This is a genomic window from Mesorhizobium sp. WSM2240 (assembly GCF_040438645.1).
In the GTDB taxonomy this organism is placed as follows: Bacteria; Pseudomonadota; Alphaproteobacteria; order Rhizobiales; family Rhizobiaceae; genus Allomesorhizobium.
On sequence record NZ_CP159253.1, the window covers coordinates 5,150,075 to 5,171,240 of the forward strand.

16 protein-coding genes are annotated in these 21,166 nt (G+C 62.7%); 10 read left to right on the forward strand and 6 right to left on the reverse strand.

What is annotated here, in order from left to right:
* Positions 1-105: 105 nt before the first annotated feature.
* The 9 genes from ABVK50_RS25635 (at position 106) to ABVK50_RS25675 (ending at position 9,456) form a co-directional block, all read left to right on the forward strand.
* On the forward strand, positions 106-1,335 hold the full coding sequence (locus tag ABVK50_RS25635; protein WP_353643900.1) for a glycosyltransferase family 2 protein: 1,230 nt from the start codon (positions 106-108) through the stop codon (positions 1,333-1,335).
* The gene (locus ABVK50_RS25640; RefSeq protein ID WP_353643899.1) at positions 1,332-1,739 is read left to right on the forward strand and encodes a GtrA family protein; all 408 of its coding nucleotides are present in this window, start codon (positions 1,332-1,334) and stop codon (positions 1,737-1,739) included. The genes ABVK50_RS25635 and ABVK50_RS25640 overlap by 4 nt, the downstream gene beginning before the upstream one ends.
* Positions 1,740-1,822: 83 nt before the next feature.
* A complete protein-coding gene (locus ABVK50_RS25645; protein WP_353643898.1) occupies positions 1,823-3,625 on the forward strand; it encodes a GtrA family protein in 1,803 nt (600 codons plus the stop codon).
* Between the two features lie 122 nt (positions 3,626-3,747).
* Complete coding sequence (locus ABVK50_RS25650) at positions 3,748-5,094, forward strand: EAL domain-containing protein (RefSeq protein ID WP_353643897.1); 1,347 nt, start codon at positions 3,748-3,750, stop codon at positions 5,092-5,094.
* Between the two features lie 83 nt (positions 5,095-5,177).
* Complete coding sequence (locus ABVK50_RS25655) at positions 5,178-5,945, forward strand: SDR family oxidoreductase (RefSeq protein ID WP_353643896.1); 768 nt, start codon at positions 5,178-5,180, stop codon at positions 5,943-5,945.
* Positions 5,942-6,883 carry a 2-dehydro-3-deoxygalactonokinase gene (locus tag ABVK50_RS25660; protein WP_353643895.1) on the forward strand — a complete coding sequence of 314 codons (942 nt, stop codon included), beginning with the start codon at positions 5,942-5,944 and terminating at the stop codon, positions 6,881-6,883. Before ABVK50_RS25655 ends, ABVK50_RS25660 begins: the two co-directional genes overlap by 4 nt.
* On the forward strand, positions 6,880-7,527 hold the full coding sequence (locus tag ABVK50_RS25665; RefSeq protein ID WP_353643894.1) for a 2-dehydro-3-deoxy-6-phosphogalactonate aldolase: 648 nt from the start codon (positions 6,880-6,882) through the stop codon (positions 7,525-7,527). Before ABVK50_RS25660 ends, ABVK50_RS25665 begins: the two co-directional genes overlap by 4 nt.
* A complete protein-coding gene (locus tag ABVK50_RS25670) occupies positions 7,520-8,398 on the forward strand; it encodes an SMP-30/gluconolactonase/LRE family protein (protein ID WP_353643893.1) in 879 nt (292 codons plus the stop codon). The genes ABVK50_RS25665 and ABVK50_RS25670 overlap by 8 nt, the downstream gene beginning before the upstream one ends.
* Positions 8,399-8,403: 5 nt before the next feature.
* On the forward strand, positions 8,404-9,456 hold the full coding sequence (locus ABVK50_RS25675) for a D-alanine:D-lactate ligase-like protein (RefSeq protein ID WP_353643892.1): 1,053 nt from the start codon (positions 8,404-8,406) through the stop codon (positions 9,454-9,456).
* 263 nt (positions 9,457-9,719) lie between these two features.
* Here the strand turns inward: ABVK50_RS25675 and ABVK50_RS25680 are convergent, their stop codons facing one another.
* The 4 genes from ABVK50_RS25680 to mutS all read right to left on the reverse strand — a co-directional run bounded on the left by ABVK50_RS25680 (position 9,720) and on the right by mutS (position 14,462).
* Positions 9,720-10,079: a septal ring lytic transglycosylase RlpA family protein gene (locus tag ABVK50_RS25680; protein WP_353643891.1), complete on the reverse strand. Its 360-nt coding sequence runs from the start codon at positions 10,077-10,079 to the stop codon at positions 9,720-9,722.
* A 247-nt stretch (positions 10,080-10,326) separates the two neighbouring features.
* Positions 10,327-10,773: a GNAT family N-acetyltransferase gene (locus ABVK50_RS25685; RefSeq protein ID WP_353643890.1), complete on the reverse strand. Its 447-nt coding sequence runs from the start codon at positions 10,771-10,773 to the stop codon at positions 10,327-10,329.
* A 92-nt stretch (positions 10,774-10,865) separates the two neighbouring features.
* Positions 10,866-11,579: a DNA helicase gene (locus ABVK50_RS25690; RefSeq protein ID WP_353643889.1), complete on the reverse strand. Its 714-nt coding sequence runs from the start codon at positions 11,577-11,579 to the stop codon at positions 10,866-10,868.
* A gap of 234 nt (positions 11,580-11,813) precedes the next feature.
* On the reverse strand, positions 11,814-14,462 hold the full coding sequence (gene mutS, locus ABVK50_RS25695) for a DNA mismatch repair protein MutS (protein ID WP_353645813.1): 2,649 nt from the start codon (positions 14,460-14,462) through the stop codon (positions 11,814-11,816).
* A gap of 189 nt (positions 14,463-14,651) precedes the next feature.
* Here mutS and ABVK50_RS25700 point away from each other — a divergent pair, with 189 nt between their 5' ends.
* Complete coding sequence (locus ABVK50_RS25700; protein ID WP_353643888.1) at positions 14,652-16,931, forward strand: NADP-dependent malic enzyme; 2,280 nt, start codon at positions 14,652-14,654, stop codon at positions 16,929-16,931.
* Positions 16,932-16,955: 24 nt separating this feature from the next.
* Here the strand turns inward: ABVK50_RS25700 and ABVK50_RS25705 are convergent, their stop codons facing one another.
* Positions 16,956-18,470, reverse strand: coding sequence for an AAA-like domain-containing protein (locus tag ABVK50_RS25705; RefSeq protein ID WP_353643887.1), 1,515 nt, complete (start codon positions 18,468-18,470; stop codon positions 16,956-16,958).
* Positions 18,467-21,034 (reverse strand): AAA family ATPase, encoded by a 2,568-nt coding sequence (locus ABVK50_RS25710; protein WP_353643886.1) that lies wholly within the window; start codon positions 21,032-21,034, stop codon positions 18,467-18,469. The genes ABVK50_RS25705 and ABVK50_RS25710 overlap by 4 nt, the downstream gene beginning before the upstream one ends.
* Positions 21,035-21,166: the final 132 nt, after the last annotated feature.

The window sequence follows — 21,166 nt, forward strand, 5'->3', positions numbered from 1 at the left end:
CGTCCCCTGCGTTAACGCGGAAAACATCATTGTTGGCTATGCGTGATGACGGTTTTGCGAAATTCTGGCGCAGGCACGCGCCGCACAACATGGGATGAGGCCGCGATGAACGCCGTCGCCGCGATAGACGCCAGCAAGGCGGACGAGTTGGAACTGACCATCCTGATGCCGTGCCTGAACGAGGCCGAGACGATCGCCGTTTGCATAGGCAAGGCGCAGGGCTTTCTGCGCAAGGCAGGTATTTCAGGCGAGGTGCTGATCGCCGACAACGGCAGCACGGATGGATCGCAGCAGATCGCGAATGAACTAGGGGCCCGGGTCGTGCCGGTCCCGCAGAAGGGCTATGGCGCAGCCCTGCTCGGCGGCATCGCCGCAGCCCGCGGACGCTATGTCGTTATGGGCGACGCCGACGACAGTTATGATTTCGGTGAGCTCGACGCCTTCCTGTCGCGGCTGCGCGGCGGTGCCGAACTGGTCATGGGCAATCGCTTCAAGGGCGGCATCGAAACTGGAGCCATGCCTGTGCTGCACAGATACCTCGGCAATCCGGTTCTGAGCTATCTCGGCCGGCTGTTCTTCAGGATCGACCTCGGCGATTTCCATTGCGGCCTGCGCGGCTTCAACACTGCGAGCATCAGAGGCCTGAACCTGCGCACCACGGGCATGGAATTCGCCAGCGAGATGGTGGTTCGAAGCGCGCTTGCCGGCCTGCGCACAGAAGAGGTTCCGACCACCCTGAAGCCGGACGGCCGCAGCCGTCCGCCGCATCTGAAGACCTGGCGCGACGGCTGGCGGCATCTGAAATTTCTGCTGATGTACAATCCGCGCTGGCTGTTCGTGATCCCGGGTCTGTCGCTTTGCGGGCTGGGCGTGCTGCTATCCATGCTGCTCTTCTTCGGCCCGCTCCATCTCGCCGACAACCTGTCGCTCGATCTCAACACCTTCGTGGCGGCTTGCTTCATGATCGTGACGGGCGTCCAGCTTGTCACTTTCGGCATCCTTTCGCGCTACTATGCCGAGATCACCGGCATCCTGCCCAGCAACACGCGGTCGGACTGGCTTATGCGCCATATCAGCACCGACCGGCTCGCGGCCAAGGCCGGCATCCTGCTCCTGGCGGGGGCGATGTTCTTCGGGTACGCCATATTTTCCTGGGCCAGCTTCGGTTTCGGCCCTCTGCCCGATCCGGAGATTCCTCGCGTGGTTGTGCTCGGCCTGACGCTGATCGTGATCGCGCTGCAGGTGTTCTTCTCGGCCTTCCTGCTCGGGGTGCTGGAAATTCCGGTAAAGCGCAGAAGCGAGAACGGCGCCGACAAGATACTGGATGCTCCATGAGCTTCCGTCTCCGGGCCGCGCTCGGCGCGCAGCCTGTCCGCTTCGCGGTTGTCGGCATAGGAGCGGCAGCGCTCATGGTCGTGCTGTCTTACCTGCTCGTGACAATAGGAATGCCGCCCTTTGCGGGCAGCGTCCTGGCCTATTCGGCCGCATTCACCGTCGCTTACACCGCGCAGAGGGTCTGGACGTTCGGCGCACGCCATAGGCATGGCCACGCCCTCCCGCGCTACTTCGTCATTCAGGTCGGCTGCGCGCTGATGTCAGGCGTGCTGGCCCATGTCCTCGTGACCGGTTTTGGGTTCGCGCCGTTTGCCATGTCTCTCGTGATCACCACGGCCTCGAGCATCGCAAGCTATCTCCTGTCGTCGCGATGGGCGTTCGCCGCGCCGGCTCAACGCCGGTAGCCGAGGCCCAGATCGTCGGATTTACCATTTGTTGAAGCCGTTGCCGTAGGTTCGGTCGACCAAGCGGCCGGATTCCCGATCGAATGACAGCAGAGATACGCCCGGCGGCGACCGGCCTGAAAACCGAAATCGGCCTGTCCGTGATCGCGACCGTTGCGGTGCTTGTGTTGCACGCGATCCGCGGATTCGAGACGCTGACCGACTTTGGCGGCGACAATGACAGCCTGATGCGCCTCGTCCAGGTTCGCGACCTGATCGGCGGACAGGGCTGGTTCGACCTCAATCAATACCGCATGGGCCCGGAAGGCGGCTTTGTCATGCACTGGTCGCGGCTGGTCGATGCGCCGATTGCGGCCATCATACTTGCCGCGTCTCCTTTGGCCGGCGGCATGGCGGCGGCCGAAACGGTCGCGCAGATCCTTTGGCCGGCGCTGCTGTTCTGCCTCACCCTGTTCTTCCTCGTCCGGATCGCGCGCCTTTTCGGCGGGGAACCGGCGGTTCTGCCCTCGGTGGTCATCGGCGCCGCTGCCTTGCACTTCATCGGCGTCTTTGCGCCCGGCGCGCTCGATCACCACAATATCCAGCTCATGCTGACCGCGGCCAGCCTGTGCCTGCTGGTCGAAGCGCCCGGAGCACGGCTGGCGGCCACGGTTTCCGGCGCCTGCGCCGCGCTGATGCTGGCGGTCGGCATGGAAGCCGCGCCGTACGTCGCCGTGATAGGTCTTTGCATGGCCGGGCTGTTCCTCTTCGGCGACAAAGGCGATGCGACAATCGCCAGAGACTTCGGATTTGGTTTCGCCGGCATTGCCGCGCTGGCGTTCTTCGTCACGGTCCCACCCTCCGGCTGGGCCGTCGCGCAATGCGACGCGTTCTCCGTCGTTCAGTTTGCGGTCGCGGCGCTGGCGGGCATCGGCCTCGCCGGCATCGCATCGATCGGTGCCGCGAGCCGGACGCGCAATCGGCGTCTGATCGGGCTGGGGCTGCTCGGCCTCGCTGTCGGTGCCGCCGTGCTGCTGCTCTTCCCGCAATGCCTTGCCGACCCATATTCGATGGTTGATGAAAGGCTGCGTAAGGATTGGCTCGACCACGTGTCGGAAGCGAAGCCGCTGCTTGCGCTTATTTCTTCCGAACCCGGCTCGGTGGTCGCACGCTACGTCACGCCTCTAATGGGCCTGATCTGGATTGCGGGTTCATTGCGCGGCGGAAGCTGGCGCAGGCAGGACGTGCTGGTCGGCGCGGTTCTCGCCATGGCCTTCGCCGTGAGCGTCTGGCAAGTGCGCGGCTCAAACTTCTCTATCGCATTCGCCATCATCCCGCTTTCGGCCTGGATAGGAAGCTGGCGCCTTCGGGCGGAAGCAGGCCGGTCGGGCTGGGTCTCAGCGAAGATGGTCGCGGTTTGGGTCCTCTCGCTGAACGCAAGCTGGACGGCTGCCGCGGCTGCCACTGTCGTGGCGCTCGAAAGCGACAGCACCGCCGATCCGGAGGCTCGTTCCGCCTCGGAGTGCGAGCGGAAGAAGGATTTTACGACGCTTGCAGCGATGCCTGCCGCTACGGTGCTTTCGATCTCCAATCTCGGCTCTGCCATCCTTGCCTTTAGCGATCATCATGCCGTGTCCGGGCCCTATCACCGCAACCTGGAGGGGAATCGTTTGGCGCTCGACGTGAGCATGGGATTGCCCGAGGATGCCAGAGCGCTCATGGAACGTCACGGCGTCGAACTTCTCGCGGTATGCCCGGCCAATCCGGAAAGCGCTCTCCTGGCCAAGAAGGCCCCGGGCGGGCTTCTCGCCGCGATCATGAACGGAGCCGTGCCAGTATGGCTAGAGCCGGTGGAGGCCAGCGAAAATGAGCCGCTCAAGCTGTACAGGATGCATCCCCGCAGCTGATTTGTGATCCGATCCAGCGTCAACGCAAATCGGCATTTGCCGGTAAACGTGATTGCCTGCGATACGTTTCCTAAACGGTTTGCTGCCATGGTCTCGGCGCATTGTTGAATCCAGGAATACAGATGAAGCCGCCGTTCGGCCTCGGCCAGACCAGAGACAGTTCCGATCTCGCTTTCACCGATCCGCTGACCGGTCTCGGCAATGATCGCCGATTCTTCGATAAGGTCGACCGTCTGATCAGCGACCGCGCCGAGGATCCCGCACCTTTCACCATCGGCATTCTCGACCTCGACGGCTTCAAGCCGATCAATGATCTTTTCGGCCGCAAGGCCGGCGACGACATTCTCGTCCAGGTCGCCATGCGCCTGCGCGCGTCGATGGACGGCCACTCCGCCGTGACCCGGATCGGGGCCGACGAATTCGCCTTCCTCTATCCGATGGTGTTTTCGGAAGACGCCGCCGCCGAGAAGGCAAAAATGCTGATCGAGATATTGTCGGCACCTTACGATGTCGGCGAGCGCACCGCCAGGCTCTCCGCATCGGTCGGCTGCTCGCTGTTTTCTTCCGGCGAAGAGACGACGGAGGTCTTGGTCAACAAGGCCGAGACCGCGCTTTACCACGCCAAGCGCTCGGGCCGCGGCCGCGTCGTCGTCTATACCCGCGAGATGGAGGAAGCGGCCAAGCGCGTGACGCGCATCGAGCAGGCGCTGCGCCGCGCCGTCTCGGCCGGCGAGGTGGAACCGCATTTCCAGCCGATCGTCGATTTGAAAGACCGCCGCACTATCGGCTTCGAGACGCTGGCCCGTTGGACCGACCGCGACCTCGGCTTCGTTTCCCCGGCGGTGTTCATTCCCATTGCCGAGGAGCGCGGTATTATCGGGCCGCTGTCGCAGCTCGTGCTGCGCAAGGCGACGGAAGCCGCCCGCAACTGGCCGCCCGACCTTTTCCTGTCGTTCAATCTGTCGCCGTCGCAGCTCGTCGACCAGAACACCGGCCTCCACATATTGGCGATCCTCGACCGGACCGGCTTCGACCCGCGCCGCCTCGAGATCGAGATCACCGAAACCGGCCTGATGACCGACCCGGCCTCGGCCGAGAAGATCGTCGACGACCTCCGCCGCTGCGGCATTCGGGTGTCGCTCGACGATTTCGGCACCGGGCAGTCCTCGCTCGGGCGCCTGCGTGAGTTCCATTTCGACAAGCTCAAGATCGACCGCGCCTTCGTCTCGTCCATCCTCGACGACCGGCCTTCCGAGCACATCATCCGCGCCATCCTCGCCATGTGCGAGGGGCTTGGCATGGAAGTGGTCGCCGAGGGCATCGAGGAGGAGGCCCAGGCCGACAGGCTGGTCGAATTCGGCTGCGGCGGCGGGCAGGGCTACTTCTTCGGCAAGCCGGTCGACGCCGACGCGACGCTCGGCTACCTCCGCGACTCCTTCCGCGGCGCGCTCCGCGCCAAGGCGATCTAGCTCCCTGGCATAGACGGCATCGCCGCCTTGAACGTGCTTGCGTTTCTGCTAAACCAGCGGCGCAGCGCACGGAGCAGATCGCCATGATGCCATCGGCCAGATTTCCCGACCTCGAGGGTGCATCGGTCCTCATCACCGGCGGCGGATCGGGCATCGGTGCGGCGCTCACCGAAGGTTTCGCGCTGCAGGGCTGCAAGGTCGCCTTCATCGATATCGCCGAAGCGGCAAGCGAGGCGCTGTGCGATGCGGTCGAGAAAAAAATCGGCGCACGGCCGCTGTTCCTGAAATGCGATTTGCGCGACGTCGAGGCGCTACGCGCCGCCGTGGCCCGCGCGGCAGCCGCGCATGGCCCGGCAACCGTGCTGATCAACAATGCCGCCTTTGACCAGCGCCATGCCATCGAGGACGTCACCGTCGATTATTGGGACGAGAACCAGTCCATCAATCTGCGCCCGCATTTCTTTACTGCGCAGGCAGTTGCGCCGGGCATGAAGGAGGCTGGCCGTGGCTCCATCATCAACTTCACCTCGACCTCCTTCCTTATCAACCACCCCGACATGCCGTCCTATACGGCCGCCAAGGCTGGCATTATCGGACTGACCAAGGGCCTTGCCGGAAAGCTCGGCCCGGACGGCATCCGCGTCAATGCGATCGCGCCGGGCTGGGTGATCACCGAACGCCAGCGCGCCCTCTGGGTGACCGACGAGGCGCTTTCGGCGCATGTCGCCAAGCAGTGCATCCGCGAGGTGATGAAGCCCGAGGACATGGTCGGCCCGTGCCTGTTCCTGGCCTCCGACGCATCGCTCATGCTGACAGCACAGACGCTTATCGTCGACGGGGGCTACCTGTGAGCGCCAGCATCGCTGCGGTCGACTGGGGGACGTCGCGCCTGCGCATTTGGCTGCTCGACCAGGCCGGCAGCGTGCTGGCAGAGCGCCGCAGCGAAGAGGGCATGCTGGCCGCGCGGCCGGACGGTTTTGCGCGCATCCTCGAGGGGCACCTCGCCGCCATGGGCGCGCCGGCCGAACTGCCGGCGATCATCTGCGGCATGGCGGGCTCGCGGCAGGGCTGGATCGAGGCGCCCTATGTCGCCGTTCCCGCCTCGATGCAGGGCATATTCGCCGGCGCAAAGCCCATTCCCGGTTCGCGGCGCGATATCCGTATCCTTCCGGGTGTCGCCCAGCGCGATCCGGCGTCCCCCGACGTGATGCGCGGCGAGGAAACCCAGCTTGCCGGCATCGCCAGCCTGCTCGGCTCCGACAGCCATATTGTCTGCATGCCGGGCACGCATTCCAAATGGGTCGATATCGCCGGTGGCTCCATCGCCGGCTTCGCCACCTACATGACCGGCGAACTGTTCTCGGTGCTGGCCGGCCATTCGATCCTCAGCCATTCGCTCGGCGCGGAATCGCATGCAGTCTCCGCAACGGACCCGCTCTTCCGGAGCTGGTGCCAGGACAGCCTGTCCGATCCCGGCGATGTGAGCGCCCGCCTGTTCCGGATACGCGCCTCGACCCTGCTGCTCGACCTTCAGCCCGACCAGGCCGCGGCCGCCTTGTCCGGCCTGCTGATCGGCGCCGAGATCGCGTCGGCCGCCCGCCGCTTCGCGCGTTCTGGAACTCCGGTCGTCCTGGTCGCGTCAGGGGCTCTGCGCCCGCTCTACGAGGCAGCACTTGGCCTTGCCGGCCTCGAGTTCCATCCCGTCGAGGCTGACGAGGCGGTCCGCGCCGGCCTGTTCGCCGCGGCGCGCCATCTCGGCATAATCATGCCGGCAGGAGTGACGGCATGACCGCATGCGCGCCCTTCCCGAAGCTCGCCCACGGCCTGGTGGCGATCCTGCGTGGCCTGCGCCCCGAGGAGGCGGTCGACATGGCCTCGGCCGTGTTCGAGGCTGGCATAGAGGCGATCGAGGTCCCGCTCAACTCGCCCGACCCGTTCACCTCGATCGAGCGCATCGTTTCGGCGCTGCCGCCTTCGGCGCTGCTCGGGGCCGGCACTGTGCTGACGGCCGATCACGTGGACAGGCTTGCCGACACGGGCGGGCGGCTGCTGGTCAGTCCCAACATCGACGCCGGAGTGATGCACCGCGCCGCCCATCACGGGCTGGTCACGATGCCGGGCGTGTTCACCCCCAGCGAAGCTTTCCAGGCGCTGCGCCTCGGCGCATCGGCGCTGAAATTCTTCCCCGCCAGCGTGTTAGGGCCGAAGGGCATCGCCGCCATCATGGCGGTGCTGCCGGCCGATGCGGTGGTGGGTGCTGTCGGCGGCGTCTCGGACAAGAATTTCGCCGATTATGCGAAGATCGGCGTGCGCACATTCGGTCTCGGCTCCAGCCTGTTTGCGCCCGGCATGAGCGTAGCGGCGGTGCGCGAGCGCGCCGAAGCCGCGGTCAGTGCCTGGCGCGCCGCCTTCGGACCATCCGCCCATGGCTGAGCCCGCCGTCTCGGTCTTCTCCGATGTCGCCTGCGAACTCGGCGAGGGGCCGTCCTACGATCCCGGCAGCGGCAAGCTGTTCTGGTTCGACATTGTCGGCCGCAAGCTCCTGGAAAAGCGGTTTCCGGACGGCGCTACCACCGTGCACGATCTGCCCTTCATGGCGAGCGCCATCGCGATCATTGATGCGGACCGGCAATTGCTGGTCGCCGAGAACGGGCTTTACCTGCGCGACGCACGCACCGGCGCACTGACGCTCCACACGCCGCTCGAAGCCGACAATCCGCTGACGCGCTCCAACGATTCGCGGGTGCATCCTTCCGGCGCCATGTGGATCGGCACAATGCCCAAGGACGAGGGTCCCAAGGACGGCGCCATCTATTGGTTCCGCGCCGGCGAAATCCGCCTGCTCTATCCCGATATTGCTATCCCCAATTCTATCTGCTTCTCGCCGGACGGGGCGACCGCTTATTTCACCGACACACCGTCCGGTCTGCTCCTCAGGGTCGCCTGCGATCCGCTGACCGGCATGCCGGCGGGCGAGCCGGCCATCTTCCTCGACTGGCGCGGCCAGGAAGGCTGGATCGACGGCTCGGTGGTCGATGCCGACGGCGTTTTGTGGAATGCGCGCTGGGGCGCAGGTTCCGTCGACGCCTGGTCGCCCGAGGGCAGGCGTTTGCGGTCGATCCCGATTCCGGCCAGCCAGTCCTCCTGCCCGGCTTTCGCCGGTCCCGATGCGGCGCGCCTGGTGGTGACCTCGGCGTGGAAGGGCTTGGATGCCGAGGCCCGCCGCGCCGACCCGCAAGCCGGCAAGACTTTCCTCATCGACTTGCCCGTGCGCGGCCGCTTCGAACCGAAAGTGTCGATCTGAACGATATGGCCCGGCCGCGACTGGTGCTGATCTACGAACCCGAAGCCGCCTGCCGCACGCGGCTGGCGGTCCAGGGCTTCGCCGAACGGCAGGCGCTGGAGATTTCATCCTATCTGGCGCAGTGCACCGATCTCGCGCTGGAGTTCGGCGAGATCGAGCGAGCCTGCGCCGCGCGCGGCCTCGACTTTGCGCCGGTGGAGCTCGACGAAGCGGCGGCGACGCTGCCGCGCTGCGATCGGGAGCGCACCCTGGTCTGGACGCTGAGCGACGGCGTCGCCTATTTCCGCGGCAGCGCCGGGCCGGCTCTGGCGCGCCTCAACGGCCTGCCGACGATCGGCTCCGACGATTCCCTGTTTGCGCTATGCCAGGACAAGTTCCGTTCCGGCGCGGTGCTGCATTCGCTCGGCCTGCCGGTGCCGCAGAGCGGCCTTGCGCGAAACGGCCTCTGGCTGGCGGAGCCGCCGGCGTCGGCTGGCGGCTGGTTCGTCAAGCCGAACCGGCTCGGGGCCAAGATCGGCATCTGGCCGGATTCGCACTGCAAGGGTCTGGATCAGGCGCTGGAACTCAGCCGCCGTGTCTTCGCCGCCTACCGTGATGACGTCGTCGTGCAGCCCTATGTGCGGGGCCGCAATGTCAGGGCGAGCTTTCTCAGACTGACGCCGCAGACCCGTATTGAAGCGCTGGGCGTCGCCTTCGTCGATTCCGGCGGCGACTTCCAGACCATGGAAGACAGTCTCGTGCTTTATGGCGAGACCGGCGCAAGCGCCGAGGCGCAGGGCTCCTATGCGGAGCCGGATCTGGCGCCCGTGGCCGGCAGCCAGCCGCTGGCTGACGAAAGGGTTCGGGGCATCGCTGCCCGGCTCATGCAGGCGCTCGGCCTGCGCGACGTGTTCTCGCTCGATTTCCGCGTCGAGCACGACGATACCGTCCACCTCATCGAATTCGAAGTGTGCCCGGGTCTGCCCTGCTTCGACTTCCGCGCCTATTGCCGCTCGCAATGGCGGCTCGGCCTGGCCGACGCGATGGCCGAAACCGCCGCCAACAGGTTTTTGCGCTAGCCTTTTACCAGTCGTGCCGCCCCTCACCCTTACCCTCTCCCCGTAGAGACGGGGAGAGGGGGGCGTCATCGCCGATGCCAGTCTCCGACGCAGGCGTTTTGCATCAGCAGTGACGCCAGTCTCAGGTGCTGGCGATCGGCCGCAACGCCGACGTCCCCCTCTCCCCGTTTTTCACGGGGAGAGGGTAAGGGTGAGGGGCAGCGCCGGCCGCAAAAACTGAGAGAGGATGAGGATCGAGGACGGCCTTGCGCCCTGGCAGCGTCTTAGCTCTTCCAATCCAAGCAGATCGCCGTATGCCCTGAACTGATGAAGCCGAGCTTCTGCGCCGCGCCTTTGGAAACGTCGATCACCCTGCCCTTGATGAAGGGACCGCGGTCGTTGATGCGGACGACAACGCTTTTGCCGTTCTTCTTGTTGGTGACCTTGACCTTGGTGCCGAAAGGCAGGCTGCGGTGGGCAGCGGTCATGGCGGACGGATTCATGCGCTCGCCCGACGCGGTCTTGGAGTGCAGTGCGTACCAGGATGCGCGGCCGCACTGCGCCGATGCCGAACCCGTGGAAGCGGCGAGCATCAGCCCGGCCGCCAGCGTTGCCGCGGCGGTCGCGGCCTTTGTCGTAATCATTATGTCGGTTTGCCTCGTTTAGTAGATGATCAACAAGCTATAAGGACAAATGGGGCGGCAAATGCGGCAGGTTCCTGTTGGTTCCATGACAAAGGAACACGTTTGGAGTCGAAGCGAAACAATAGGTCAGAGATGATCCGGGGCGCGCGGATTGCCGGTCGGCCGACATAGCCTCAGCTTTGTTGCTGGTTTTCCTGCTGCGGTTCCAGCCCCTCTTCATATACTTCAGACAAGGAACGGCCCCCGGTCAAAGTTCTTTGCTCATCTGGACGCAGTCTTTCATCAGGCCGACCAGCTCGCTTTTGTCCCAGCTGGCGCGCCGACAACCCATTTTCTTGTAGTATCCCAGAGCTTCCGGAGCGGCGTTGACCCGCAAAGTCTTGACACCCCGTCGCTTGGCCTCGGCCTCGACCAGAGTGTCCAGTTTCCTTCCGTGGCCTTTGCCCTGCTCTTCTTCGGCGACCGCAACCAGCCGGACGATGGCTGTTTCTCCGCGCAGATCGAGACGGATCACACCGATCGGCCGAGTATCGAGAAGGAGCAGGAGGGGCAGGTTCCCGTCTGCGCGGTCGTCAGGATGGTTTTCATCGTAGCCGACGGAGTGCCGCCCGGGCCCGAAGAGAACTGTGCGTCTGATGTGGTGCAAGTGACGCCAGTCTTCCGGCGAATGGACCGGTTTCAATTCGTAAGGCATGTCGCTCGTCCTCGCTGGACAAGAAAGTCTTTTACGCCAACCCATTTGCGGGCGACCGATACGCCCGCAAATGGGATTGGATAGATTGGACGTTAGTTCGCCGCCTGGAACCGCATTTCACCATTGTTCAGGAAGCACGTCTTGTCGAAGAGCGACAAATCCAGCGGGTTCGGCAACCGCACGTCGCTGATGTCGGGACACGGCTTCTCCGACGGATCGTATGACCGATCGATCTGAGAGATAAAGACGAGGATAAGGCCCCTATCCCGGGCAAACGACTTCAGCTGGCTGACCTGAGCCGTCAGTTCCGGGTTTTCACGCTTCTGATCGAGCAACTGCAGATAGTCTATGACCACCAGCGTGCCGCGAGGCGCTGAATCCAGCGCCTCTACGATGTATGCGGCGCTTATGGCGTCGGAATTGTCGAACTCGAACAACCCGCCGAAATGCGCCAGTTCCGTCCCGATTGAGTGGGAACGATTCAGGATGTCCTTCTCGGTGTATTCGAGCGTGAAGAAAACGCCCCGATTGCCGGATTTCATTGCCTCGACGGCCAGTGCCAGGCTCATCAAGGTTTTGCCTTGGCCCGGCCGCGCGCCGACCAGCACCAGATCTCCGGGACTTAGCCTCGCAAACAGTTCCTTGACGGGCGCGGTAGCGGACAGCTTGGCCGCAAGCAAACTCCAGCTGCTGAATCCTTCCTTGGCGGCAATTCGGTCGAGTGCTTCGTGAAGTCGAATGTTTTCGTCACGGGATAAAAGTTTGGCTTTGCGTTTCAAATGATAAACAGGCGCAGACAGCTTCATCGAAAACCTCCTGGTGCGAGCAATTTTCGCAACCCCTCCTTATGCCTGGTGCTCGAACAGTCGGTTCGACAAATCGGGTGGCCCCGCATGAATTGTGCTTTCCCGACGGAGGGGGGAGGCGTGGGCTGCGCCGAATCAAAGCATAGCCCAATTCTTGGCGGTGAAAAATTGGCTGCGGTCCAGCTTCGGTGGAGAGTTGCGCTACCTGGCGAGCAACACCGAACCGATTAGCGGCTACTTCCCCGCCATTTCCTTCAGCCGGTATAAAGCCTCCAGCGCCTCGCGCGGCGTTAGCTCGTCGGGGTTGATCGCAGAGAGCGCAGCGCCCAAAGAGTCCGTCTTTGCCGGCTTCGGCTCCTCGCGCTTCACCACCGCCGAAAACAGCGGCAGATCGTCGACCAGACGGTCGGCCTTGCCGGAGGTCTCGCCAGCCTCGAGCTGGTGCAGAACCGCGCGGGCGCGCTCCACAACGGCGGCCGGCAAGCCGGCGAGCCGCGCCACCTGCACGCCATAGGACCGGTCGGCCGCGCCCTTGGCCACCTCATGCAGGAAGACCACGTCGCCTTCCCATTCCTTGACGCGCATGGTGACGTTGTGGAGCCGTTCGAGTTTGCCGGCGAGCGCCGTCATTTCGTGGAAATGCGTGGCGAAGATCGCCCGGCAGCAATTCTTCTCGTGCAGATATTCGACTGCGGCCCAGGCGATCGACAGGCCGTCGAAGGTCGCGGTGCCGCGGCCGATCTCGTCCAGGATGACCAGCGCCCGCTCGCCCGCCTGGTTCAGGATCGCGGCGGTCTCGACCATCTCGACCATGAAGGTCGAGCGCCCGCGCGCCAGATCGTCCGACGCGCCGACACGGGAAAACAGCCGGTCGACCACGCCGATGCGCGCCGATTTCGCCGGCACGAAGGAGCCGGTCTGGGCAAGGATGGCGATCAGCGCGTTCTGGCGCAGGAAGGTCGATTTGCCGCCCATATTCGGCCCGGTCAGAAGCCAGATCGCGCCGTGCCTGCCGCCCTGTTCAGGCGACAGGTCGCAATCATTCGCAACGAACGGCGCGCCGGCCGTGCGCCGCAGCGCCTGCTCGACCACCGGATGGCGGCCGCCGGAAATCTCGAAGGCGAGGCTGTCGTCGACGATGGGCCGCCGCCACGCCTCGGCGCTGGCCAACACCGCGAGTGCTGCCGAAACGTCGAGCACCGCAAGCGCGGCCGCGCCGGCCCGGATGGCGTCGGCATGGCCGACCGCCTCGGCGGTCAGCGCATCGAATACGCCAAGTTCGATCGCCAGCGCGCGGTCGGCGGCGTTGGCGATCTTGGTCTCCATCTCCGCCAGCTCGGTGGTGGTGAAGCGCATGGCGTTCGCCATGGTCTGGCGATGGATGAATTTTCCGCGCGCAGCAATCGTCCCCATCATCGTGTCCTGATGGTTGGCGGTCACTTCGATGTAATAGCCGAGCACATTGTTGTGCCGGATCTTCAGCGAGCGGATGCCGGTTTCGTCGATCAGCTCGCGCTCCATCGCCGCGATCACCTTGCGCGCCTCGTCGCGCAGCGCCCGCATCTCGTCGAGCTCGGCGTTGTAGCCAGTAGCGACGAAGCCGCCGTCGCGCTTGATCAGCGGCAGCTCGTCGGCGAGTGCGGCGCCGAGATGGTCGGCGAAGCGTATCGGCAGCGCCGAGATCGCGTCCAGCGCCGCCTTCAGTTCCGCCGGCAGCTCGGCGTCGGCAAACAGCGTCCGGAGCGCGAGCGCCGCCTCGAAGCCGGAGCGCAGCGCGCCGAGATCGCGCGGTCCGCCGCGGTTGAGCGCCAGCCGGGTCAGCGCCCGCGGCATGTCGGCGGCCTCCTTCAGAGCCGCGCGGAGGCCTTGGCATAATCTTGATTCGGAGGCGAAGAACGCCACCGAATCCAGTCGCGCATTGATCGCCTTGGGATCGGTCAGCGGCGACATCAGCCGATCGGCCAGAAGCCGCGCGCCGGCCCCGGTAACCGTCCGATCGACGGCCTTGATCAGCGAACCGTCGCGCCCGCCCGACATTGTCCGCAAGAGTTCCAGATTGGCCCGCGTCGCCGGATCGATGAACAGCGTCGAGCCGGCCTGCTCGCGCTCCGGCCGGCTGAGCGGCGGCCGCTCCGCCTTCTGCGTCTTCTCGACATAGGCGACGATGCCCGAGATCGCCGACAGCTCGGCGCGGGAAAACGTGCCGAAACTGTCCGGCGTGGCGACGCCGTAGAAACGGGCGATGCGCCCGGGAGCCGAGGCCGAATCGAACAGGCTCGGCGGCTGCGGGCTGGCGACACGGCCGATCATGTCGAAGAGCGGCTTCAGCTCCTCGTCGTAGAACACCGGCTCGGCCACGATGAGTTCGCGCGGATCGACCCGGAAAATGTCGGCCGCGAGCGCCTCGGCATTGGTCTCTGCGACGCGGAACACGCCGGTCGACAGCTCGATCCACGCCAGCGCATAGGAGTTTTCCGCGCCTCCCTTCACCCGCCCCAGCGCCATCAAAAAGTTCGATTCCGAGGTGCTGAGCAGCTTGTCTTCGGTGATCGTGCCGGGCGTGACCAGCCGGATCACGTCGCGCTTCACCACCGATTTCGAGCCGCGTTTCTTCGCCTCGGCCGGATCCTCGATCTGCTCGCAGACCGCCACGCGGTGGCCGAGCCCGATCAGCTTCTGCAGATAGTCGTCGGCCGCATGCACCGGCACGCCGCACATCGGTATGTCGTGGCCCTGGTGCTTGCCGCGCTTGGTCAATACGATGCCCAGCGCCCGGCTGGCGATCTCGGCGTCCTCGAAGAACATCTCATAGAAATCGCCCATGCGGTAGAACAGCAGGCAGTCCGGGTTCGCCGCCTTGATCTCGACGAACTGCTCCATCATCGGCGTCGCCGCGCCGACTGCCGCCGGCGCGCTGCCCTCGATGCGTATCGGCGTTTCGTCGTTCACCCTGTCCCCGAAAAAAGAAGCTTCCCCTGCTTGGCGCTTTACGGCGGCGAAGTGTAGCCTTAATCCCGAACGCTCCACAAAAAGAAACGAAAATACCCCAGGGGAAGGGACCTGCTCGAAACCATGGCCAAGAAAACCGAAAGTGCCGGTCCGTCCGTCAGCGCGCAGGAGGCGCTGGAATTCCACGCAATGGGCCGCCCCGGCAAGCTGGAAATCAACCCGACCAAGCCGATGGCCACGCAGCGCGACCTGTCGCTGGCCTATTCGCCGGGCGTCGCCGTGCCGGTCAAGGCGATCGCCGAGGACCCGTCCCGCGCCTTCGACTACACGGCGCGCGGCAACATGGTCGCCGTCATCTCCAACGGCACCGCCATTCTCGGCCTCGGCAATCTCGGCGCGCTCGCCGCCAAGCCGGTCATGGAGGGCAAGGCGGTGCTGTTCAAGCGCTTCGCCGACGTCGATTCCATCGACCTCGAGGTCGACACCGAGAATGTCGACGAGTTCATCAACTGCGTGAGGTATCTCGGCCCCTCCTTCGGCGGCATCAATCTCGAAGACATCAGGGCGCCCGACTGCTTCATCATCGAGCAGCGCCTGCGCGAATTGATGGACATCCCCGTCTTCCACGACGACCAGCACGGCACCGCCATCATCTCGGCCGCCGGCCTGATCAACGCGCTGCATCTGACCGGCCGCGACATGAAGACCGCGAAGCTCGTCTGCAACGGCGCCGGCTCGGCCGGCATAGCCTGCATCGAGCTCATCAAGTCCATGGGCTTCTCGCCCGAGAACGTCATCCTGTGCGACACCAAGGGCGTGGTCTACCAGGGCCGCGAGGAGGGCATGAACCAGTGGAAGTCGGCGCATGCGGTTAAGACCGACGCGCGCACCCTGGCCGAGGCGCTCGACGGCGCCGACATCGTCTTCGGCCTCTCCGCCAAGGGCGCGCTGACGCCCGCGATGATCCAGTCCATGGCGAAAAACCCGATCATCTTCGCCATGGCCAATCCCGATCCCGAGATCACGCCGGAGGAAGTCGCCGAGATCCGCACCGACGCCATCATGGCGACCGGCCGCTCCGACTATCCCAACCAGGTCAACAACGTTCTCGGCTTCCCCTACATCTTCAGGGGAGCACTTGATGTCCGCGCAACTACCATCAATGACGAGATGAAGGTCGCCGCGGCCCGCGCGCTGGCCGAGCTCGCCCGCCAGGACGTGCCGGACGACGTCGCCGCCGCCTATCAGGGCATGCGCCCGAAATTCGGTCCAAACTACATCATCCCGGTGCCGTTCGACCCGCGCCTCATCTCGGCCGTCCCGGTGGCCGTCGCCCGCGCCGCCATGGATTCGGGCGTCGCCCGCAGGCCGATCCTCGATCTCGACAAATACGCGCAGGAGCTTTCCGCCCGCCGCGATCCGATCGCCTCGACCCTGCAGCGCATCTACGACCGCGTGCGCCGCCAGCCCAAGCGCGTCGTCTTCGCCGAGGGCGAGGAGGAGCAGGTCATGCGCGCCGCCGTCTCCTACGCCAACCAGCGGCTCGGCACCGCCATCCTGGTCGGCCGCGAGGATCGCATCAAGGAGACAGCCGGCCATGCCGGCGTCGAGCTCGACCGGCCGGGCATCGAGATCATCAACGCCCGCCTGTCGCGGCGCAACGCCATCTATGCCGACTATCTCTACGAGCGCATGCAGCGCAAGGGCTTCCTGTTCCGCGACTGCCAGCGGCTGATCAACAACGACCGCAACCATTTCGCCGCCTGCATGCTGGCGCTGGGCGACGCCGACGCGGTCGTCACCGGCGTCACCCGCAACTATTCCACCGCGCTCGACGATATCCGTCGCGTCATCGAGGCCAAGCCCGGCCACCGGGTCATCGGCGTGTCGATCGCGCTCTGCCGCGGCCGCACGGTCATCGTCGCCGACACCGCCGTCCACGACATGCCGAATGCCGAGCAGATCGCCGACATAGCCGAGGAGGCGGCGGGTTTCGCGCGCCGCATGGGCTACGAGCCGCGCGTGGCCATGCTCGCCTATTCGACCTTCGGCCATCCGCCCGGCGAGCGCTCCGAGCGCGTTCAGGAAGCGGTAAAGATCCTCGACAAGCGCCGCGTCGATTTCGAATATGACGGCGAAATGGCGGCCGACGTCGCGCTCAACGCCAAGGCGATGCAGCAATATCCGTTCTGCCGCCTGTCCGGCCCGGCCAACGTCTTAGTCATGCCGGCTTTCCATTCGGCCAGCATCTCGACAAAAATGCTTCAGGAACTCGGCGGCTCGATGGTCATCGGCCCGCTTCTGGTGGGGCTCAACAAGCCGGTGCAGATCGTGTCGCTCAACGCCAAGGATTCCGACATCGTCAACATGGCGGCGATCGCTGCGTATTCGGCAGGGGCTTGAGGGAATACTGTGGGAGCAGCCCTGCTATGGAGACTGCATATCTCTTATGACGCTTTGAAGCAGACCTCCCGCGGCCAGCGCTTCGGGTTTAAGCTTCTCTTCCTCCAAATAGCTGGCCTTCATGAGTGCCGGGTGGACATAGTTTCTCATATTGCGAAGCGCCTCTGAGACTTCTAGCGGGCCTCTTACCCCGTTCATCTGTCGCGCAACCCTCATGAGATTGGCCAGTGACCACGAAGACGGATCCGTCTCGACCTCAAACCGGCTAAACGAAAGCGGAGGCCGTGCAGCCTTTGCCGCCGCAATAGCTGCCGCCAAATTGGGAGCTGGTTGTTTAGACAGCCAGAAGATTAGAAGCCCTTCAATTGCAATTCCGAACCCTACCAACGCAAGCCTAAAATGCCCGGCATTGGCCGCAGCCACGGCGCCGTCGTAAGCCCTAGTACAGATTTCTCGATCTTTTTCATCGGTTACAAACGACAGTCCGCTTCCGATCGGATAGAACAATTCGCTTTTGATCTCGGTCGAGGGAAGATCGGGTCGGAACTGCGGTGTCTGTGCGAGATACTCATACAAGGGATTGCGAAATACCAAGTGAGGCCCATCTCGACGTAAAAGACCTAGGACAATCAAATGTCTATAATCAGCGTTCGTCGGATCGTTTTGGATTTTCGATTCCGCCGCCGCCTTTGACGCGATTAAGGCGAGTGCCGGGTCGCCGATGACAGTTCGAAATAGCCAATTCGTATGCTCATTTCCGGTCACCTTTAACGCCGCACAGGCATCGAAGATGCCCTGTTCCTGACCTACAGGGTCAAGGCCTTCAACTGTGGATAACAGTGTTTGTACGAGATGAGGCTGCCCTCCTACCAACTCAAAAATCTTACTAGCAATTCCGTCAATAGCGCCCGGTGCGACCACTAGCTCAACCAGAGCTTTGACGCCCGCCAGCCCGAGGTCGTCAGTATCGATCCTCTTGCTGACATTAAATGGAGAGTTTGCAGGGTTGTCGATTAAAGATTCCTGCCGAAAGGTGCCTGCAAAGAGGAACTGCAAGCGCTTTTCGATTGCTCCGGCGTGGCAGAATGCCGCCTCGTTTTTCATGGCACGCATCTGACCGAAAAAGCCACTTCTTAGCTGAGGATCACGGACTGCCGAGGCTTCGTCGACGAGAATGACAATCGGCCCTTCGCCGGGCGGCGCGGCCGCCTCCAGCCAATCTCGTAGTGTCGGCGATTGGGTTGCTGGCTTTGCTAGCGTCGTGCCAAATCCTCGAGCGACAGAGCGGGCGAATTGCTCAAGCAACTCAGCAAATGTGATCGTCGGAGGCAGCGATTGCAGGTCAACAAATGCGCAAGCAAACCCCGCATCCGCCAATCCCTTCCGAATCCGCAATAAAGCGGATGTCTTCCCGTGCTGCCGAGGTCCCAATAAGAGCACCCACTCGCGGGCTAGAAGCGTCTTGAGGGCTTCTGTCTCGAACGTTCGAGGCACATAAAATGGCGAGTCCATCGGTACTGGGCCATTCAGAGATGTCATTGCAGATCTCCGCTTAGATAAGGGAGGATGGCTGCATCCGGCCCTCCATAGAATTCCAGCGCCTCTTTAAACCAATGGGCCTTCATCATGAAGCCGTCATTGGTCCTTTGAATGACCCCGTATAACTCAAGCATATAAAGGGCCAGACGTAATCGGGGTGGTTCAACCACCTTATCAATATCGATTAGCTTCGCATGCAACTCAGCATTCGATAAGGGTTGGCTGATGAGAAGTATACTGATAATTTTTTCGAGTTTTGTCGCCTGCCCCCAATAAGTCTCTAAGTACTGCTCAGCATACTCGAATTCACCCGAAACCGTGTATATGTCTGCCGCATTCACCGAAGCGCTGGTTCGTTCCCGTTGATTTACCACGGACACTACTTTGTCCCCCAGTAATTGGAGGAGCTCCGGATGGCCGTCACTTACGTGCCATGCTGCATCGGCAAACCCCTCCTTTTCAGGGAGCGCAACACCAAGTGCCTCAAATGGCTGCGTAATCAGCGCGTCCGCTGCTCCCTTTGACAGCTGTTGAAGCATAAGAGGTTTACAAAAATTCCAGTGCGGAGAGCTGGCGTCCGACATTCGACTTGCAATTGTTCGTTCACCTGAAAACACAAACTGTGCTAATCCTTGCTGGGAAATCGAACGGCACGCCCGAAAAAACGCTTCGGGCACTTCATCATTGCTCCTTTGAGCATCCCACTGCAGCAGCTGGTCAATCTCGTCTAAAAGCAAAACGATGGAGCGGCCTGAGCCGTCATCCAAACGTTCGATCAGTGAAAAGAGGTGTTGAGGTCTAAACTGTGTGGGAAGCTTCACTTCCCAGGCACGTTGCGCCATCTGGCCGAAATCTTCCCAGGTTCGAACTGTCTGGCAATCCCCGAAGAAGGGTCTAAGGTCAGCACTTTGTAGCCGCGTCTGGCAATGGCGAAGCAGGGAGGTTTTGCCGATGCGCCGACCACCCAAAAGAGCTACGCTGTTAGTTGGCAACGTGCTCAAAAGGCTAGCTTCCTCCTCCTCTCGCCCAAAAAACACACGAGAAGGTGTTGCTCCGCGAACTACGAAGGGGCTGAGCTTCCTCAAGTCCGTCTGCTGTAGCAGCAACTCGCGTAATGCTTCTCTAGGGCTCTGTCGCGCCGAAGCAATTCCCGCACACTGCTGCATGCCTATCACTACCAACGTGACTGGCAGGAAAGTCTGAGCGTCACGAATGATTCGCTCTGCGGTTGGACCAATCAAGTCTTGAACAAGTAGGATACCCACTTTGGATTCTGGGCTCAATTGAAGGGCTATTTTGGATAGGTCTTGCAGTTCATTGGCAGTAGGAAGAGCCCTTTGGGCTAAGACGGTAAATGGGGTAGATAGAACTAGATCATCTCTCAATTCGGCAGTGACTGCGGAAAGGTCGCGGTCTTCGCGGATTAGCAGCGCTCCAAATAGTTCCAACGCCGACTCTATTGCTGAGTTGCTTTCAAAAAAAACCGCCAGTCGGCGGAAGGATGATACAAGCTTTGACCGTGCCCAAGCTAACTCCCGTCCGTCAGGCGAAAGACTCAAAAGCTCTTCGCCGGGTTGAGATGCGTATTGAGCAAGTGCCTGTTTACCTCTGTCCTCAGGCACGGGAAGGCCTTCTACCCGTGCGCTAACCCCATCATTTAGCATGCCTACGATCAGCCGCCTTAGATCAGCTGCGTTCACGTCCGGCGGAGGCGGAGGTGGGGCTAATTCCCGCAAGGCATCCTCCATCCCGCCGAGGATCATTTGGCGGAGCGTCATCGTATGAGGCACGCCGAGGAACAATTGCCGCAAAACTCTTTCAGGCATGGTTCGCATTGCCAGACCGTCGGCAATTAGCATCAACGACATGCCACTGGTTTTCAGTGCAGAGTTCAAGTTCGGATAGACTGTCTGCAGTTCTCGGCTCTGGCGCCCACCGCTCGCCGTTTGAAACGTGCTGGCGACTGCCACCCGCGGATGGCCATTTACCGATACGACGTATTCGCTATACCGACGCACCTGATATGGTAGCGAGCCCGAATCGGAGATCGATAAACTCCATGTGCCTTCGCTGTTAATCGCGGCGATCGAGTTATTTAGCGCAGTTTCGATTCGTCGTTTGATCTTAGCATCAACTCGAAAGCGCCGTCGAGCGGCGTCAGCCGATATTTGAAGAATTAGCAAAAGGCGCCTCACGTCTGTGACGCCATCAAGTAACGCCGGCAGCCCGAGTTCAATCAGTATGCTGGCAGCTGCCACGGCGGAGCTATGGTCGCGTGGTGGTGAGTTGGGAGCCGGCAAACTTCTACCGTCCTCAAGAGAAATCGCTGCCGAAATAGAGAGAATATCCAAGAGAACTTTGTAGAGGCGTGGATGGCTTAACAGAGTCGTAGCAAGTCGTTCGGCGTCTAAACGTTTAGCAGCGGCAGCAGATAAGGCGGCGGCCTCCTCGCGATATGAATCAACGGCCTCAAAAGTAGACTCCAAGTCTAAGATGTCGCCCGGTGCATATAAATCGGCCGCAACATTCCGACGAAATTCTGCGACACGGTCCTCGACCCGCATGGTTGGCATCTTTGAAAATCCCGTGGAACCTCACAGTCCCAAGGAATGGTAGGTTGTCAAGCATGCTCCTCTTGGTTGCGGCCGCTTGGCCCTGCGGGCGCTTCTCGGCGAGGCTGCAAAAAATTGGCGAAA